This window comes from Sphingomonas faeni, assembly GCF_003053745.1.
GTDB classification, from domain to species: domain Bacteria; phylum Pseudomonadota; class Alphaproteobacteria; order Sphingomonadales; family Sphingomonadaceae; genus Sphingomonas; species Sphingomonas faeni.
In genome coordinates, this window is record NZ_QAYE01000001.1 from 372,185 (window position 1) to 391,205 (window position 19,021).

At 67.8% G+C, this 19,021-nt stretch carries 11 protein-coding genes; 8 read left to right on the forward strand and 3 right to left on the reverse strand.

Going from position 1 to position 19,021, the window contains the following annotated elements; all coding sequences use genetic code 11:
* Nucleotides 1-4: 4 nt before the first annotated feature.
* The gene (locus C8J25_RS01670) at nucleotides 5-2,566 is read right to left on the reverse strand and encodes a glycoside hydrolase family 9 protein (RefSeq protein WP_107951988.1); all 2,562 of its coding nucleotides are present in this window, start codon (nucleotides 2,564-2,566) and stop codon (nucleotides 5-7) included.
* Nucleotides 2,567-2,785: 219 nt separating this feature from the next.
* On the opposite strand from C8J25_RS01670, the gene C8J25_RS01675 reads away from it, so the two are divergent.
* The 8 genes from C8J25_RS01675 to C8J25_RS01710 all read left to right on the forward strand — a co-directional run bounded on the left by C8J25_RS01675 (nucleotide 2,786) and on the right by C8J25_RS01710 (nucleotide 14,319).
* Nucleotides 2,786-4,441, forward strand: a complete 1,656-nt coding sequence (locus tag C8J25_RS01675; RefSeq protein WP_107951989.1) for a carboxylesterase/lipase family protein — start codon at nucleotides 2,786-2,788, stop codon at nucleotides 4,439-4,441.
* A gap of 34 nt (nucleotides 4,442-4,475) precedes the next feature.
* The gene (locus C8J25_RS01680) at nucleotides 4,476-5,396 is read left to right on the forward strand and encodes an alpha/beta hydrolase (RefSeq protein WP_107952580.1); all 921 of its coding nucleotides are present in this window, start codon (nucleotides 4,476-4,478) and stop codon (nucleotides 5,394-5,396) included.
* A gap of 26 nt (nucleotides 5,397-5,422) precedes the next feature.
* Complete coding sequence (locus C8J25_RS01685; protein ID WP_107952582.1) at nucleotides 5,423-6,127, forward strand: acetylxylan esterase; 705 nt, start codon at nucleotides 5,423-5,425, stop codon at nucleotides 6,125-6,127.
* A 13-nt stretch (nucleotides 6,128-6,140) separates the two neighbouring features.
* Entirely contained in the window at nucleotides 6,141-7,592 is a 1,452-nt protein-coding gene (locus C8J25_RS01690) for a family 43 glycosylhydrolase (RefSeq protein ID WP_208622487.1), read from the forward strand.
* Nucleotides 7,593-7,778: 186 nt separating this feature from the next.
* The gene (locus tag C8J25_RS01695) at nucleotides 7,779-9,317 is read left to right on the forward strand and encodes an alpha-N-arabinofuranosidase (protein WP_107952584.1); all 1,539 of its coding nucleotides are present in this window, start codon (nucleotides 7,779-7,781) and stop codon (nucleotides 9,315-9,317) included.
* A gap of 7 nt (nucleotides 9,318-9,324) precedes the next feature.
* Complete coding sequence (locus C8J25_RS01700) at nucleotides 9,325-11,679, forward strand: glycoside hydrolase family 95 protein (RefSeq protein ID WP_107951991.1); 2,355 nt, start codon at nucleotides 9,325-9,327, stop codon at nucleotides 11,677-11,679.
* A gap of 55 nt (nucleotides 11,680-11,734) precedes the next feature.
* Entirely contained in the window at nucleotides 11,735-12,757 is a 1,023-nt protein-coding gene (locus C8J25_RS01705) for an alpha/beta hydrolase (protein WP_107952587.1), read from the forward strand.
* A complete protein-coding gene (locus C8J25_RS01710) occupies nucleotides 12,754-14,319 on the forward strand; it encodes a glycoside hydrolase family 43 protein (RefSeq protein WP_107951992.1) in 1,566 nt (521 codons plus the stop codon). Before C8J25_RS01705 ends, C8J25_RS01710 begins: the two co-directional genes overlap by 4 nt.
* 130 nt (nucleotides 14,320-14,449) lie before the next feature.
* Here C8J25_RS01710 and C8J25_RS01715 read toward each other — a convergent pair whose 3' ends face one another.
* Nucleotides 14,450-16,354, reverse strand: coding sequence for an NPCBM/NEW2 domain-containing protein (locus C8J25_RS01715; protein ID WP_341871515.1), 1,905 nt, complete (start codon nucleotides 16,352-16,354; stop codon nucleotides 14,450-14,452).
* Nucleotides 16,351-19,011, reverse strand: a complete 2,661-nt coding sequence (locus C8J25_RS01720; protein ID WP_244186658.1) for a glycoside hydrolase family 3 C-terminal domain-containing protein — start codon at nucleotides 19,009-19,011, stop codon at nucleotides 16,351-16,353. The genes C8J25_RS01715 and C8J25_RS01720 overlap by 4 nt, the downstream gene beginning before the upstream one ends.
* Nucleotides 19,012-19,021 lie beyond the last annotated feature (10 nt).

Here is a 19,021-nt window from a genome sequence, read left to right on the forward strand (position 1 = left end):
GTTCTCACTTGGTTGCGCTGGCTGTCTGGGCTGGTTTCGATGCAGGCGCCGCGGCGAGTTCCTGCGCGGCTTGGGCGAGTTCGATCCACATCGCGCCTTCGGGAATGACGTATTCGTTCTCGCCCCAGAAGAACGGCCAGTCCTCATGGTTCTCGGGGAAATCCGGCTTGATGATCAGCACGCCCGGCACCACGCCGCCGGCGATGAACGAGAAGTCGGCGCGGTTGTTGCCGTAGGCGACTTCCTTCGAGACGGTGCCGACGGCCGAGACGAACGATACGTCGGATGCGGGGTGGTTGCCGACCAGGAACTCGAGCCCGCGGAACACCGCGTCGGCGGGCATGATCTCCGGGAACGCCTTGTGCAGCGTGTAAGCGTTCATCGCATAGCCGAGCACGGTGCCGCTGCCCGCCCAGCCGCCGGTGGTGATCGGCACGCCGAACGGGTTGGCCTTCGCCGCGGTCTCGGCGGAGGCGGCATAGGCGCGCACCGCCGGGATCATCGCCGCGCGATAGGCTGGCGGCATGAATGGGATGGCGGCAACCGCATCGCGCAGGTTGAACATGAACGTCTTTTCCATCGCCGGCCAAAGGGACTGGACCGCGGCGGCGTAGCGCTGATCGCGGGTCGTGCGGAGCAGCTCGACAGCGGCGGAGAAACGCTCGGCATCGAGCGGGCCGCCGGTGGTGTTGCCGTGCTGGTACAGGTCGGGCGCGTGCGATTGTTCCTCCGCCCAGGTGCACGTTGCGATGCCGAGCGCCTTCTTCGACAGTGCCGGATCGACTTCGGCAAGCGCGCGCGATGCCGCCGCGAGCCCGGCGACCGAGCCGTAGTTCAATGCGGAGGCCTTGGTCGTGAACGCCCAGCGATCGTCGGGCGTCCCGCTGCGGCCGCCCGTTTCCTCGCCGAGCTTGAGCGCGGGATCGTAGACCAGCCCGTCGGTCTTGGTCGAGGCGTCGCCGAGGTGCGTGTACTGCGCGACGTCGGGCTCGACGATGCCGTGGATCGCGTGGCCGACCGCGTCGAACTGCGCGACGAGTTGCAGCGTGCCGTGGCGGATCTGCTGGACGAGATCGGGCGTGCCGTCGGGGACGTGGATCTCGGTCTTGCGCCGCGTCCAGTCGATCGCGGTCGTATCGCGCATCGGGTGCCAGCGCTCCCAACTGTCGACCAGCGAGCGGATCACCTGATATTGCGACTGGGTGCGGATGTCATAGTCGCCCGCATCGAACCATCCGCCGACCGCGAGGCCGGGGATGTGCTCGCCCGACTTGAACTTCGTGTCGGTGGTCGGCCCCTGCGCATAGAGATCGATATGCTCGTGGTCGGTCGGCGCCTGCCGCGCGTCGTCGCGATGCGCGTCGCCGTGCCAGACGCGGTAGCCCTCGTTGACGAACATATGGTCCATCGCGACCGGGAAATAGACGTCGAGCGTCGGGTGCCATGCGCCGGCATAGGCGTCGGCGGCGATCCGGAACGGTGCGGTGCGCGTGGTGCCATAGTCGAGCACGTAGGTGCCGGGCTGGCGGACCGCGCTGAAATCGAGTTGCAGATAGCTGTAGCGGAGATAGTCGCCCCAGCGCTTGGCGGGCGCGGTCGGCACGGGCGTCATGCTGCCATCCTCGCCGACGCGGAGCAGGCGCGCCGGCAGCAGGCGGCGATCGTTGCGGTCGAGCTCGATCGTCGCGACCTTCCGCGCGTCGGGCGTATAGCCGAGCTGCGAATGCGCGATCACCGGGGGACGGAGCCAGCCCGGTACGCTGTTGGGCTGGATCGTCCATTCGAGCACGGTGCCGGTGCGCCCGGCCGGCAGCAGCGAGCGGAGCACGAACCAGCCATTCTGCGCCTGGTTGCGACCGTCGAACAACTGCACTTCGGCGGTCGAGCGGATCGTCACGCGGCGTGCCGGATCCTCGGGTGAGAGCACGAAGCGACTGCCCTTGGCGATCGCGGTCGGTTCGGCGCCGGGGCCCTCCGCGCGACCGCTTGCCGCATTGCGCTGCGGCGTCTGGATCATCGCATCGGCTGGGTAGATCGGGAACGCACCGCTGACGCCGTCCGCCATATAGCTGTGGTGGAAATAGGCGGCGGGAAGGAATTCGAGATTGAACCCGGCCTTGCCCGCGAGCGCGGCCGGCACAGGCTGGTCGAGGATCACCGACACGGCGACCGCGCCGCCGCGCTTTTCCGAGCGCACGCGGTAGCGCCATTTATAGTCGGGATATTCGAGCGTGACGGTGATCGCGCCGGTTGCGGCGTCGATCTTGCGGTCGACGAGGCGCCCGATCGCGTCCCATTGGCCCGGCGTGGAAGAAAGGCGGACGTCGCCGTTGGTGGCGATGCGTTCGCCCTGCTGGATGATTTCCACGCCGCTGATCTTCGAATCGGCGAACAGGCCGTCATACCAGTTGGAGAATACGAGGACGTTGGCGGCCGGCGCCTCGTAATAGCCGGCGGCGTTGAGCGTCAGGTCGGTCGACGCGGCGCGCGGGCCTGTCTGAGCGATCGCGGGTACGGCGCCCGCGAGCAGGGTCGCGATCAGGCAGATTGCGGATTTGGCCGCCATGGTTTTTTCCTCTCCGGTATCGTCATGCGGCGTTGGATTCGCCTGCTATTCCCGCGACTATAGCGCTAACAGCCGCATACGCCACCCGCTGTCGCCGTAGCTGTATGGACAGGGTAGCGGTATCACCCTATTGTCCATACGAGGTTGCAAAGGGCACGCGACGGTTCCGTTTTCGGGACGTCGGAGAACAGCCTGCACGCAATCGATAGGGAGAAGAGGATGACCGGGCCAACCGTCGATCGTCGTCGTGCGATGCTTGCATCGATCGCCACCGGGGCGGGGCTGATGCTGCCCGCGATCGGTCGCGCGCGTGCTGCGCCTGCATCTTCCGCATCGCGCACCGGCACCTGCTCCACGCCGCAATCGGCGATCGCGCGGACGCAATACGGTCCGGTCCGCGGCTATGTCTCGGACGGAGTCTATACCTTCAAGGGCGTGCCTTACGGCGCGGATACCGGCGGCGAGAATCGCTGGCTGCCCGCCAAGCCGCCGCAGCGCTGGACCGAGTCGCGCGACACGCTGTCCTACGGCGCGAACTGCCCGCAGACGCTGCATGATTTCAGCGCGGTCGAGCACACGTTCCTCCAGCAATGGACTGACGGGTTCATTGGCGAGGACATGCTGAAGCTGAACGTCTGGACGCCATCGTTGTCTGGCAAGCGGCCGGTGATGGTGTATTTCCATGGCGGCGGGTTCGCGTTCGGATCGTCGTACGAACTCGCCTCGCACGACGGCGCGCAGATGGCACGGCATCACGACGTGGTGCAGGTGTCGATCAACCACCGGCTCAACGTGCTCGGGTTCCTCGACCTGACCGAGGTCGGCGGCGCGGCGTACGACACGTCGGTCAACGTCAGCATGACCGATTGCGTCGCGGCGCTGCGCTGGGTGCAGGAGAACATCGTGCGGTTCGGCGGCGATCCCGACACCGTGATGATCTATGGCCAGTCGGGCGGCGGATCGAAGGTGACGACGTTGCTCGGCATGGCGACCGGCAAGGGCCTGATCCACCGTGCCGCGGTGCAGTCGGGCGGCGGCGGGTCGCTGCCGACCGCCGAACAGTCGCGCGATTTCTCGCGGCGCGTGCTGCGTGAACTGAACATCGGGCCGAAGGATCTGGGCGCGCTCCAGCGGATCGCGTGGAAGCCGCTGTTCGAGGCGGGCAACAAGGTCGCGACCGAGATCAATGGCCCGCGCTGGCCGATGGGGCCTTCGCTGACGCCACGCGTGGGCTGGAACCCGACGCTCGACGGCAAGGTGATCGACGTCCGCTCGTACTCGGACATCGCGCCCGAGGTGTCGCGCGACGTGCCGGTGATGATCGGCAACGTCAGCGAGGAGGGGATGCGCTGGGGCTATAATCCGAGCGAGGTGCAGTGGCGGACCGATCTCACCACGCAGATGGGTGGCGACAAGGCCGGGCGGCTGATCGCGGCGATGCAGCAGGCGCATCCTGAAAAGGCGGTGCGGACGCTGGCGTACGGCGTGCAGGGCCTGCAGAACCGCAACCGCGTGCAGGACATGGTGCGGCTGAAACACGCACAGCGCGGCGCGCCGGTGTACCAATATCTGTTCCAGTGGCAGTCGCCGCAATTGGGTGGCGTCGCGGGTGCGTGGCACACGGCCGACCTCGCTTTCTGCTTCGACAATACGCAACTGTGCGACCAGGGAACCGGCAACACGCCAGACGCACGACGGCTCGCGCGTACGATGGCGACTGCGTGGGCGAACTTCGCGCGAACCGGCAATCCGAGCCAGCCCGGCCTCGCCTGGACGCCAAGCGATCCGCAGCGCTGCCAGACGATGGTGTTCGATACCACGAGCCGCATGGTCGACGATCCCGAGGGTGCCGCGCGGCGTATCCTGTTGTCGTGAGAATGGTGTGACGTACACTCTGGGGGAGAAGGCGATGCGTTGGTCGATCGGATTTGGGTTGTTGGCGAGCGCATTGGCATTGGCGACGCCGGTTCTGGCGCAGGACGCGCGGATGACCGCGACGGCGCCTCCTGCCGAGCCGACCGCGATCCCGCTCAACACCGGCGGCGTGAAAGGGCAGGCCGCGCCCGAGGCATGGTTCCAGCAGTACGGCGTCGCGATGACGCGCAACGTCACGTCCGCGACGCTGACGCCGTTCCTGCCCGATCCGGCCAAGGCGACCGGAGCGGCGGTGATCGTCGCGCCGGGCGGCGGTTTTCTCATGCTGTCGATGGAGAACGAGGGCTGGCGCGTGGCGAAGGCGCTCGCCGACCGCGGCATCGCGGCGTTCGTGCTGAAATACCGCCTGAAGCCGACGCCGGCGGACATGGGTGGGTTCGAGCAATCGGTTACGGCCATGTTCGCGGGTGCCGCGCAACCGCAGCGGCGGATGAGCCCGGACGAGGCGATCGCCGGCCTCGGCGACCAGATTGCCGATGCGCGAGCCGCGGTTGCTTTGGTGAGGACGCGCGCGACCGAGTGGAAAATCGACCCCGCCCGCGTCGGCATGGTCGGCTTTTCGGCGGGGGCGATGACGACGATGGCGACCGCGCTGGCCGCCCCCGACACGCATCTCGCCTTCATCGCGCCGATCTATGGATCGATGGAGGCGGTGAAGGTGCCGACCGACGCCCCCCCGCTGTTCGCGGTGCTCGCCGCCAACGACCCGCTGTTCGCGAACAAGGGATTCGGCCTGATCGAATCCTGGCAGAAGGCGGGGAAGCCGGTCGAGTTCCACCTGTACCAGGCAGGCGGGCACGGCTTCGGGCTGGGAAAGAAAGGCACGACCAGCACCGGCTGGTTCGAGGATTTCATGCACTGGCTCGACGCCAACGGCATGCTCGTACGGCGATGACGATGATGCAGGGGGAGACGGGTATTATGCGCTTCACGAGGGTTCGGGCGATCGGGTTGGCGCTTGGGGCGCTGGCCGGAATGTCCTCCGGGGCGAACGGACAGGACTCGGCGCTGGCATCGGCGACGGGCCTTGCACCGTATTTCCAACCCGTGATGCAAGGGCCCACTACGCCCGACAGCGACGGGTTCCTGCGTCGCTGGCTGTTGCTCGAGCCGATCGACAAGCCCAACCGCAGCAATACGGGCTTCACCGCCACCTATGTCCGGCAGGCGCTGACCACGCAGTATTTCCCCGGCCAGTTCACGGCGATCCCGCGCGACGGCCAAGTCGTGAAAGCGGCCCAACCGCTACGCTGGCACGCACTCGATTCCGGCGCGTTCGACGTCAAGCTGTTCAGCTTCGCCAAGGGCCTCGGCAAGCCGACCTACGGCGTGATCTTCTGGGCGGTGACGATCGTCGACAGCCCGCGCGAGATGCGCGACGTGCGGCTCGCGGTCGGGTCGAACTCGGCGTCGATCTGGTGGCTGAACGGCAAGGAGACGGCCGGGCTGTTCAACGATCGCCGCATGGTGATGGACGACGTGCTGTCGGACCGCGTGACGCTGCGCAAGGGCCGCAACGTCCTGCGCGGCGCGGTGATCAACGGCCCCGGCCTGAGCGACTTCTGCGTGCGCTTCGTCGACGAGACCGGCCGCCCGATCACCGACCTCAAGACCGATGTCCGCTAGCATGGAGACCCTCATGACGCGTCTTGCCGCCGCCGCTCTCGGGCTGTCCGCGATCCTGGCCGCCGGCGCGTCGCCCGCCGCCGCGCAGTTGCAGGGCGAGACGTTCATCCACGATCCGTCGACGGTCACCGAGTCCGACGGCAAATACTATACGTTCGGCACGCGTGGCGGAGGCCTGGTCTCAGACGACGGCTGGACGTGGCGCAGCGGTCCCGAGCGCCCCGGCGGCGGCGTCGCGCCCGACGTGATCAAGATCGGCGATCGCTATTACGTCGCCTATGCGGTCGGTGGCGGCGGTATGTCCGGCGGGCATGCAAGCCAGGTCAAGATCATGTGGACGCTGTCGCTCGATCCGACATCGCCGCGGTTCGAATATCACGACGTCGGCGTGGTCGCGTCGAGCGACGGGGTGGAGACCGCCGACGCGATCGACCCTGCATTCCTGTACGTCGACGGCCATTTGTGGCTGACTTACGGCACCTATTTCGGGCCGATCCGCATCATCGAACTCGATCCCAAGACGGGCCTGCGCGTCGCAGGCAATCAGCCGGTCGACGTCGCGATCGACATGGAGGCCACCGCGATGATGCACCGCGACGGCTGGTATTATTTGCTCGGGACGCACGGGACGTGCTGCGACGGGCCCAATTCGACCTACCATATCCGCGTCGGCCGATCGCGCAGTCCGCTCGGGCCGTATGTCGATCACATGGGGACGCCGCTGCTGCGCGGCGGCGGCAAGCTGGTCGTCAGCGCGCGTGGTCGCAACATCGGCCCCGGTCATTTCGGGCTGATCGAGCTGGACGGCGGGGTCGAGAAATTCTCGATGCATTACGAGGCGGACATGGATCGCAGCGGCCGCAGCGTGTTGGGGATCGAGCCGCTCCGCTGGACCGACGGCTGGCCGGTCGCGGGGGAGAACGTCGTCCCCGGCACCTATGAAGTCGCGTCCGAACGCAGCGGCTATGCGCTCGGCCTCGCGACCGATGTCGTCAGGATCGCGTTCGACCCGCGTCGCGCCTTCATGGCCAAGCCGACCGACCCCGTCAGCCCGATCCCCGCCCAGACATTGGCGCAGGATTCGGCGGGTTGGCCGCAGGGCCGCATCCGTGTCGACCTCGCCGACTATATGAACCGCCCGCACCAATTGTGGACGATCGCGCCGGCAGCGGGGGGCGGGGGGTATTTCGGTGCGCCCTATTACACGATCACCATTGCCGGGACGACGCGGGTGCTCGCCGCCACCGCAAAGGGCGAGGTCGAGACGGTGCCCGCGTTCACGGGCGCGACCGAGCAGATGTGGCGGATCGATCAACTCACGGACGGCACCTACCGCATCATGCCGAAGTCCGTACCGGGCCGCCGTGCAGGCTTGGCATTGGTCGCGATCGGCGCGAGCACCCCGACGCTCGCCACGTTCGATCCGGCCAGCCCAGCCGGGCGCTGGACCTTCAAGCGGCCGTAGTCGACCCGGTCGACGTTGACGCCGGCCGAGATTGAACTACTCCTACAAGTATCGAAAAGATGGGGCTGCCTCATGGTGGCCGAAAGGGAGAGTATGGACCTGTTGACGCACCGCACTTCACAGTCGGGTTCCGGCCAGACGCGCGGCCTCAAGCGCGCGCTCGCCGCGCTGACGTTCGCGCCGCTGATGCTCGCGGGCGCAAGTATCGCGATGCCCGCGGTTGCGCAGGACGCTGCGGCACCGACTGTGACGGCGACGTTGCAGGCCGACAAGCCAGGCGCGGTCGTCCACCGCGACGTGTTCGGGCAGTTCGCCGAGCATCTCGGACACGGCATCTATGGCGGGATCTGGGTGGGCAAGGGCTCGCGTATCCCCAATGACGGCGGCTATCGTCGCGACGTGCTGGACGCGCTGAAGGCGATCAACGTGCCGATGGTGCGCTGGCCCGGCGGGTGTTTCGGCGACGAATATCATTGGCGTGACGGGATCGGTGCGACCAAGTCGCGCCCGACCAAGGTCAACACCAACTGGGGCGGCGTCAACGAGGACAACGCATTCGGCACGCACGAATATTTCGGGTTGATGGACCGCCTTGGCGCCAGCACCTACGTCTCCGCCAACGTTGGCAGCGCACCGCCGTCCGAGACCGCGCAATGGGTCGAGTACATGACCGCCGCGAAAGGCACGACCGTGCTGGCCAAGGAGCGCGAACGCAACGGCCATGCCGCGCCGTGGAAGATCCAGTATCTCGGCATCGGCAACGAGCTGTGGGGCTGTGGCGGCAACATGCGCGCCGAATATGCCGCCGACCTGACCAACCGCTATGCGCAGTTCGCCAAGTCCGCGAACGGCCCGATGCTCAAGATCGCGAGCGGCCCGAGCGACTCGAACTACGAGTGGACCGAGGCGATGATGCGGATCGCCGGCAAGAACATCGATGGTCTAGCGCTGCATTACTACACCCGCCCGCGCGACAAGGACTGGAAGGACAAGGGCGCGGCGATCGGCTTTCCCGAGCGCGAATGGGCGTCCACCATGTCCCACACGCTGGAGATGGAGGAGTTCATCACCAAGCATTCGGCGATCATGGACAAGTACGATCCGGCCAAGCGCGTGATGCTCGCGGTCGACGAATGGGGCACGTGGTACGATCCGACGCCGGGCAGCAATCCCGGTTTCCTCGAGCAGCAGAATTCGTTGCGCGATGCGGTAGTCGCCGGGCTCAACCTCAACATCTTCGCGCATCATGCCGACCGGGTCCGGATGGCGGCGATCGCGCAGATGGTGAACGTGTTGCAGGCGATGCTGCTCACCGACGGCGCGAAGATGGTGAAGACGCCGACCTATTGGGTGTTCGACCTCTACAAGCCGTGGCAGGGCGCGACCTCGCTGCCGATCCAGGTGACGTCGCCCTGGTATCACAAGGACGAGGTGGCGGTGCCTGCGGTCAGCGCGTCGGCGGTGCGCGATGCGGCTGGGCAGGTGCATGTCGCGCTGGTCAATCTCGACCCGAACCGCGCGATGCCGCTGTCGGTATCGCTCGCCGGATTGCAGGCGACGCAGGCAAGCGGGCGGATCATCACCGGCACCGCGATGGACGCGCATAACAGTTTCGACGCGCCGGATACGGTCGTGCCGCAGCCGTTCGCGGGCGCGCAGGTGACGGGCGGCAATCTGACGCTGACGGTGCCGGCGAAGTCGGTGCTGGTCCTCGATCTCCGCTGATCGGGCGATGACCGTCGAACCCACGCGTCGTGACATGCTGGAAGGCGCAGCGGCGGTCGCCGTCGCTGCGCTTGCCGGACCCGGTGCCGGACCGAGTCAGGCGTGGGCGGCGGCACCGGCAGATGGTCCGCGGCTCTGGTATCGGCAGCCCGCGGTCGCCTGGACCGAGGCGTTACCGGTTGGCAATGGCCGGCTCGGCGCGATGGTGTTCGGGGGGACCGCCAGCGAGCGGTTGCAGTTGAACGAGGATACGCTGTGGACCGGGGGGCCGTATGATCCGGTCAACCCGGCGGCGCACGCGGCGCTGCCCGAGGTGCGGCGGTTGATCGACGCGGGCAAGTTCGCCGAGGCGCAGGCGCTCGCCAATGCGCAGGTCATGGGCCTGCCCAAGACTCAGATGGCGTACCAGCCGGTCGGCGACCTGATGCTGGAGATGCCCGGCGGGTCGGGGGCTGTCGGCGACTATGTCCGGCAGCTCGATCTCGATGCGGCGGTGGCGACCACCAGTTTCACGATGGGCGGCACGCGGTTTCGGCGCGACGTTTTCGCGTCGCCCGGGGATCAGGTGATCGCGGTGCACCTTGTCGGCGATCGGCCGTTCGACCTGCTGGTGGGGCTCCAGTCGCCGCAGCTTGGCGCGAGCGTCTCGATCGACGGTGCGACGGTGACGCTCGCCGGCCATAATGGCGAGCGGGCGGGGATTGCGGGGCGGTTGCGGTTCGTGGCGCGGGCGCGGGTTTCGACGGTGGGTGGTGTCGTCTCGGAAGGTGGCAACCGCGTTCGCATCACCGGAGCGCGCGCGGTCACGGTGCTGGTGGCGATGGCGACCAGCTATCGCCGGTTCGACGATGTGAGCGGCAACCCGGAAGCCGCGACACTCGCCACGCTCGATCGTGCCAGCCGGCGTGGGGTCGAGCGGATCCGGGCCGAGACGAGCGCCGCGCATCGTGCGCTGTTCCGTCGCGTGACGCTCGACCTCGGACGTACGGCGGCGGCAGACAAGCCGACCGACGAGCGCGTCCGTGCCAATCGCGCCGGCGACGACCCGGCGCTGGCGACGTTGTATTTCGACTATGGGCGCTACCTGCTGATCGCGTCATCGCGACCGGGGACGCAGCCGGCCAATTTGCAGGGTATCTGGAACGACGCGATCAAGCCGCCGTGGGAATCCAAATACACCGTCAATATCAACACCGAGATGAACTATTGGCCGGCGGAGGTGACCGCGCTGGCCGAGTGCACCGCGCCGCTGGTGCAGATGGTGCGCGAACTGGCGATCACGGGAGAGCGCACGGCGCGGACGATGTACGGTGCGCGCGGGTGGGTGTGCCATCACAACACCGATCTGTGGCGCGCGACGGCGCCGATCGACGGGGCGCAATGGGGGCTGTGGCCGGCCGGCGGCGCGTGGCTGTGCACGCATCTGTGGGATCGCTACGATTACGGGCGCGACCTCGACTATCTGCGCTCGGTCTATCCGCTGATGCGCGGGGCGGCGTTGTTCTTCCTCGATACGCTGCAGACCGATCCGGCGACCGGCGCGCTGGTGACCAATCCGTCGCTGTCGCCCGAGAACATCCATCCGGCGGGCGCGTCGATCTGCGCGGGGCCGGCGATGGACATGCAGATCCTGCGCGACCTGTTCGACCAGGTCGGCCAGGCGGCGGCACTGCTCAAGATCGATGCACCGTTTGCGGCAGAAGTCGCGGCGGCGCGCGCGCGGCTCGCACCCGATCATATCGGCGCGCAAGGTCAGCTTCAGGAGTGGCAATGCGACTGGGACGCGGCTGCGCCAGAGCCACACCACCGCCATGTCTCGCATCTCTATGGCCTGTTCCCGAGCGACCAGATCGATCTCGACCGCACGCCTGCGCTGGCACAGGCGGCACGGCGGTCGCTCGAACTGCGCGGCGATGAATCGACCGGCTGGGCGACCGCGTGGCGTGCGAACCTGTGGGCGCGGCTGCGCGACGGCGATCACGCGCACCGGATCTTGGCGTTCCTGCTGGGCCCCGAGCGGACCTATCCCAATCTGTTCGACGCGCATCCGCCGTTCCAGATCGACGGCAATTTCGGCGGTACGCGCGCGATTGCGGAGATGCTGATGCAGAGCCGCGGCGACGAGATTTTAGTGTTGCCCGCGCTGCCGAGCGCTTGGCCGACCGGGTCCGTCACAGGGTTGCGCGCGCGCGGACGGTGTTCGGTCGACCTGCGTTGGCAGGGGGGCGAACTGGTCGAGGCGGTGGTCCGCAGCGAGATACCGGGGCGTCGCGTGATCCGGCACGGCACGCGACGGGTCGAAGTGATGCTTACCCCGGGGAAAGCGGTGAGGCTGCGCGGCAACGCCCTCGCGCGCGCGTGAACAACAAAAGGGGATGTCCGTGAACAAGCTTCTCGTCGCACTCGGCACTGCGTTGATGCTGTCGACCGGCCTTGCTTCGGCGCAGGTCAAGACGCCCGGACCGCCGCCGGTTGCTGGTGCGAAGCCGGTGACGATCGAGCGGATCACCGTCCACTCGCCCGCGATCGAAGGCAATCTCGAAGGCGAGAGTCCGGACCGGGCGGTACTCGTCATCCTTCCGCCAAGCTATCGCGCCAATTCGACGAGGCGCTATCCGGTGGTCTATGCTCTCCACGGCTATTCGATCGGCGCGGAGCAGTGGATCGGCGAGATCCACGTGCCGCAGACGATCGAGGGCGCGTTCGCGAAGGGCGCGCGCGAGATGATCGTCGTGATCCCCGACAGCAAGACCGCGCATAACGGGTCCTTCTATTCGAGTTCGGTGACGGTCGGCGATTTCGAGACGTTCGTCGCGCGCAACCTGGTCGGCTATGTCGACGGCCATTACCGGACGATCGCGGACCGCCGCAGCCGGGGGCTCGCGGGACATTCGATGGGCGGCTACGGCACCGCGCGGATCGGCATGAAGCATCCCGAAACATTCGGCGCGCTCTACATGATGAGCCCGTGCTGCCTGTCGACGCGCGCGCTCGGCACGCCCGATGCCGCAACCGAGACGGCGATCCGCGCGCTGCGTTCGCCGGCGGACAGCGCGACCCTGTCATGGGGGCAGCGCGCGCAACTCGCGACCGCCGCGGCGTGGTCGCCCAACCCCAAGGCGCCGCCGCTGTATCTCGATCTCCCGGTCAAGGACGGCGTGGCGCAACCCGACGTGCTGGCGCGCTGGGCGGCCAATGCGCCGCTGGCGATGCTCGACCAATATTTCGGCAATCTGCGGCGCTATGCGGCGATCGGGATCGACGTCGGCGACCGCGACGGGCTGAAGGACGATGCCGGCAAGCTTCACGCCGCGCTCGACAGCTACGGGATCGCGAACAGCTTCGAGGTATATCCGGGCGATCACACCAGCGGCGTCGCAGGGCGCGTGCAGGACACGATGATGCCGTTCTTCTCGCGCGCGCTGGCGTTCGGCAAATGAGGGTCGCGGTGGCGGTCGCGCTGGGGCTGCTGGCGACCGCCGCGTCGGCACAGGTGTGGCGATCGGACCAGGGCGACGGGAGCTTCCGCAATCCGGTGCTGTTCGCGGACTATCCCGATCCCGACATCATCCGCGTCGGCAGCGACTATTATTTCGCCACGACGACGTTCGCGAACACGCCCGGCATCACGATCCTGCACAGCCGCGATCTGGTCAACTGGACGCTCGCCTCGCACCTCGTCGATCGGCTGGAGGGCAAGCCCGAATATGATCTGAAGGGTGGCAACGCGTACCGGCACGGGCTCTATGCCTCGTCCTTGCGCTATCATGCCGGCACCTATTATCTCGCCAATACGCCGGTCGGGCAGAAGACGCGGATCTGGTACGCGAAGGACGTGCGCGGGCCGTGGCGCTATCACGAACTGGAGCGCGAGGCGTTCGATCCGGGGCTGTTCATCGAACCGGACGGGCGCGCGTACCTGGCGACCGCGAGCACCGCGGACGGCACGATCACGCTGCTGACGCTCGACAAGCAATTGGCGCACGTCACCGCGTCGCAGAAGGTGCATTATATCAAGGGCGCGGAGGGGTCGAAGATCATTCGGCGCGGTGCGTATTACTACCTCTTCAACGCGCTGCCGCCGCGGCTGGGGCTGACCGTGTCGCGGTCGCGCAGCCTGTTCGGACCGTGGGAAACGCGCGACCAGATCGACGACAAGACGGGTGGGCACCAAGGCGCGCTGGTCGACCTACCCGATGGTCGCTGGTTCGGCTTCGTGATGGAGGATAGCGGCGCGATCGGGCGGATGACGAACCTCAGCCCGGTGTTCTGGCAGGACGACTGGCCGGTATGGGGGATGCGCGAGGCGCCAGGTCGCGTGCCGCCGCGTGCTGCCAAACCGATTCTGGGTGGGGCGTTCGCGGAGCCGGCGACGTCTGACGATTTCGGTAAACCGACGCTCGGGTTGCAGTGGCAGTGGAACCACAATCCGGAGCCTTCGCGCTGGTCGTTGTCCGAGCGGCCGGGGTGGCTGCGGTTGAAGCCGACGATCGCGACCGGGTTCTGGAGCGCGCGCAATACGCTGGTGCAGAAGGGGCAGGGGCCGGCGAGCCGGGCCGAGGTGAAGCTCGACATCCGCCATCTGGCGCAGGGGGATCGCTGTGGCTTCGGGACGTTCGGGCAGTTCAGCGGGAATATCACGGTGCAGGGCGCGGCAGGCGGCAAGGCGACGCTGGCGATGGAGGTGACCGAAGACACGGTCGCCGGTGCCCGGACGGAGAATCGCGCCACCGCGCCGTTGCTGCGGACGGAAGCGCTGTGGTTGCGGACCGACATGGACTTCACGACCGACCTTGCGCGGGTGGCGTATAGTGTGGACGGGCGGCGCTGGACCGGATTGGGTGGGGACTTCCCGCTCGCGTTTGCTTGGCGGACGGGGACGTTTCAGGGCGAGCAGCTTGCGGTGTTTTGCTACGCGTCGACGGCGAGCCGCGGGTGGCTAGATGTCGACCGGTTCACGCTTTCTGCGTTGCCGCCGGGTAGGCCGGAGCGGGTGCGTTAGCGTCCTTTCACACCCTTCCGTTCGTGCTGAGCGAAGTCGAAGCACCGCCCTCAACGGGCGTTCACGCCTGTGGAAAGGTACCCTTCGACTGCGCTCGGGGCGAACGGGGAGGGTGTGGCCTCTCCCATCGCTATTTGTAGAGCGCAGCGTCCGCCCATGTTGCAGGTTGCGGCGCCCCGGCATTCGCCGCACCACTCCCCCGCGCCACAAGTTCGACGATCCGTACACCCGTCACCTTCGCCTCCAGCGGGACCGCTGCCTCACCAAACCCCATCGGGCGGGACTTGGCGAGCAGGCGACCGTCGCCCCAGACCTCGAACACCGTCGTGCCCGAGCGCGGCTGGCCGGAATCGTTGATGCCGACCTTGGCCGCGAACCGTGCGTAACCCTGGTTGCGGACTTCGAGACGGGAGTTTGCGAGCACGCCGATCCCCGTGTCGAAGTCGGTGCCGGCAACGCGCAATAGCTTGCCATACGGTGCGCGGTCGGCTTCGGCGCCGCCCCATCCGCCATATTGCGGGTGCTCGCCGCCGCCGCGGGTGCCCGTCCACGGCGTGATCGACTGGTAGATCGTCGGATCCGGCTGCGGCACGACCACGCCGTCGGTTGCCGGATTGATGCTGCCGGTCTGCTCCGAAAGGTACAGTCCGCCCGGCAACCGCCGCATGCCGGTCGCGCGGAAGATCAGCGTCTCGTGCGGCGCGAGCGTCACCGCGATCTCCTTGCGGAAGCTCTGCTCCTTCTTGGTCCAGAGGTCCTTCAGGCGCACGTCGGCGGTCGGCAGCATCTTGAGCTGCTCGGCGGTCAGCACCGCCTTGGCGGGCGAGGCCGTGCGGTTGAAGAGCGCGACGCCCTTGCTGCCGTCCGCGAGCGTCTTGACGAAGGTCTGCACCTCCGACGAGTCGTAGGCGAGCACCGCTTGGTTGCCCGCCGTGTCCTGGTTCAGCGCGACGATATCCGCGTTGCCGAAGATCCCGAGCAGGTCCGGCGTCAGTTTCCGGAGATCGTAGCCGATGATCAGCGGCGCGTTGAGCATCGCCCACAATGCGAAGTGCGAGCGTGCCTCCGCGCTGTGCGCCGCGTCGAAATCGCCGGTGCCGACGAACAGCATGTCGGGGTCGTTCCACGATCCCGGATGCGCATAGAGCGCGCGGTGCGTGACGGTGTCGAGGTTGGTCAGCATCCGCGGCCAGACCGGCTGGATGTCGTCGCTGGTGCGCGACGTGTTGCCGACGTCCTTGCCCCACGCCCGCACGTCGCCCGCGCCCCACAGGCACAGCGAATAGACGTACGCGCGGTCGCCAGCGTGCGTGTGCAGAGCCGTGCGAACCTGTTCGTAGAGGCCGCGGATACCGGCGATGTCCGTTCCACCAAGCGACTGCATGTCGACGAGTGGCGTCAGCGCGCGGTACAGGCCGGACTTCACACGCGGTGCGTCCACCGGCAGGCCGCGCGCGCCGCAGCCGTCGACCTTCAGGAAATCGAAGTTCCATTCGGCGAAGAACAACCGGATGTCCTGGTCGACATGACCGTACAGCCCGACCTCGCGCTCCGCGACGCTGCCTTCGGGCTGGTTCTTGAAATCGGGGGTGTAAATCTGGCCGCAGGTGTTGCGGCCGATGTCCGAATAGATGCCGACCTTGAGGCCCATCGCGTGGAGGCGGTCGGTAAACGGGCGGAAGCTCGTGTCCGCACCGGTCGCGGCGGACGGGAAGTGGCTGGTGCGGATCAGCAGCCGGCCGTCGGGCTGGCGACGCTTCAGCCACCAGCCATCGTCGATATTGACGTAGCGATAGCCGATGTCGCGCAACTTCGTGTCGATCAGCGCCTGCGCGGAGGCGAGCACCTTCTCCTCGTCCACGTCGCTGTTGAAGGCGTTCCACGAACTCCACCCCATCGGCGGCACCGGGGCCGAGCCATCGGTGTTGGCGCTCCATTTGCCCGTCGGGGTCAGCGGATCCGCCAGTGCCGCGATCGGCGTGCAGAGGGCGACCAGCGCGGTGCCGAGCGTCGCGAGGGTGCGGATGCGGCTCACTTCGGCAGCTCCGCCGACTGGCGCGCCGTGAAGCTGGCGGTCTGCCCTGCGACCCCCGTGCCGGGCTGCCCCGCGCCGACCGTCACGCGGTAGGTGCCGGCAGCGACCGAGCGCGCTCCGTCGAGCGCCACCGAGCTGAGATCGCGCGGCGACAGATCGAAGGTCACGCTGCGCGCTTCGCCGGGGCGGAGTGCGACGCGCTGGAACCCGCGCAGCGCGATCCGCGGGGTGCCGGGCCGATCGGGGAAGTCGAGATAGAGTTGCGCGACCTCCTCGCCCGGCCGGTCGCCCTGGTTGGTCAGCCGCGTGGTGACGCGCAGGCCGTTCTCGGCGCCGCCGTGGGCGGGCGTGACGGTCAGCGGCGCATAGCCGAACTTCGTGTAGCTGAGCCCGTGACCGAACGGATAGACCGGCGTGCCCGCAAAGTAGCGATAGGTGCGGCCCTTCATCGCGTAATCGCCGAACGGCGGCAGGTCCGCGACGCTGCGATAGAAGGTGAGCGGCAGGCGGCCCGACGGGTTAGTCCGTCCGGTCAGGATGTTCGCTGCAGCCGTCCCGCCGGTCTCGCCCGGATACCACGCCTCCAGCACGGCCGCGGCATTGTCCTTCGCCCAGGCGAGGTTGATCGGGCTACCGTTCATCGTGACGAGCACGACCGGCTTGCCGGTGGCCTTGGCCTGTTCGAGCATCGCGATCTGGTCCGCGGGCAGGTCGAGCGTGGTCTTGTCGCCGCCCGAGAAGCCCGGCACCGTCACGCCGGTTTCCTCTGCCTCCAGGTCGGAGGTGAGGCCGACGACCGCGACCAGCACGTCGGCCGCGGCAGCGGCGCGACGAAGCTCGACGGACGGCGCATCCGACACGCGCTTCCACACCAGGTTGATCCCGCTGCCCTCGGCGCGGATCGCATAGCGCTTGCCGCCTTCGAGTTTCAGCGTCGTCATGCCGGGCAGGTCGTTCCAGCGAGCCTTGCGCCGGTCGGAGATCATCTTGCCGTCGAGCGTCAGCGTGCCGCCCGACCCCGACAGGCCGACGCGGTAGGTGCCGCTTTCGGGGGGCACGAGGAAGCCGGTCCATTCGGTGCGGTGGACGTCGGTGACGCGCGCGAGATCGAGGTTGCGATCGCCGACGTCGGGCTCGATGCGGGTCACCACCGGCTGCGCCTGGTACTTGGCGGCGGCGACGAGTTTCTCGCGCGTGCCGCGGGCATATTGCGCGGGCATCGGCGTGGTCGGGTTGAAGTACCGCGCGAGCAGGCCGGGCTTGCCGTCGGGCGTGAGCAGCGCGGACGTTGGCACACGGTCGCCGTCCGTGACGGACTCGCCGAACGGCACGAGCATGACCTGGCTCGCACCGAGCGCGGTCTTCAGCCCCTCCAGCACCGATACCGGCGCGCCCGAAAGCGGCGACGAATAATTGCCGCGCAGCACGCGCGTCGCATCGCCGAGCGGGCCGATCACGGCGAGCTTCACGCCGGGCTTAAACGGCAGGATACCGTCGTTCTTGAGCAGCACCATCGACCGTTCGGCCGCGGCCAGCGCCAATTTCCGATGCTCGGGCGCCCCGACCACGCTGGTCGGCAAAGCCTTGGGGGCGCCGGCAAGTCCGGGCAGGTCGCCGTTACGATACCGCGCGGTGAACAGGCGGACGAGGCTCTGGTCGACGTCCGCCTCGGTGATCAGGTCGCGGTTCAGCGCCTCGCGGTACCGGGTATCCAGGCCCGCGGTATCGCCCAGCGTCTCGCCGTTGCACTCGTTGTCGACGCCCGCGCGCATCGCGGCGGCGACCGCGGCGGCGCTGTCGGGCGCGTATTTGTGGTTGTCGGCGATGTCCTTCACCGCGTCGCAATCGGACACGACATAGCCCTTGAAGCCCCACGCGCCGCGCAAATGCTCCTTGAGCAACAGGTCGCTGGCGCAGGCCGGCTGGCCGTCGATGCGGTTGTACGCGCACATCACCGAGCCTGCGTGCCCGTCTACCAAGGCGGCACGGAAGGCGGGGAGGTAAGTGTCCTCCAGGTCGTGAGCGGAGATGTAGACGTTGGCCTGATGGCGCGTGCCCTCGGGCCCGCTGTGGACCGCGAAGTGCTTGGGCGTGGCGATCACCTGCGGGCGATTGGGGTTGGGGCCCTGCATCCCGGTCACGAACGCGACGCCCATCGTCGCGGTCAGGAACGGATCCTCGCCGTACGTCTCCTGCCCGCGGCCCCAGCGCGGATCGCGGAAGATGTTGATGTTGGGCGACCAAGTGTCGAGCCCGGTGCCGATATGCCCGTTCCTGCCGGTCTCGCGGCCAAGCGTGTGCAGCCCGCGCACCTCCGCGCTGATCGCGCCCGCGACGTCGTGGACTATCGGCGCGTCGAAGCTCGCGGCAAGGCCGATCGGCTCGGGGAAATTGGTGGTCGCGAGCGGTCCGAGCGCGCCGTGCAGCGATTCCGTCCACCAGTTGTACGCGGGCACGCCGAGCCGCGGGATCGCGGGTGCGACGTTGAGCAACTGCGGCAGTTTCTCGTCGAGCGTCATCCGCGACACCATCGTCCGCGCCATCTGCTCGGCGGGATCGGTCGCGGTCCGCTGGCTCGGCGCGGCGGCCGGCTCGCGCGCGATCGCCGGGGAGAATGCGAGCGCGAGCCCGGCCGTCGCCAGGGCTTTCGCCTTCATGGTCATGCGC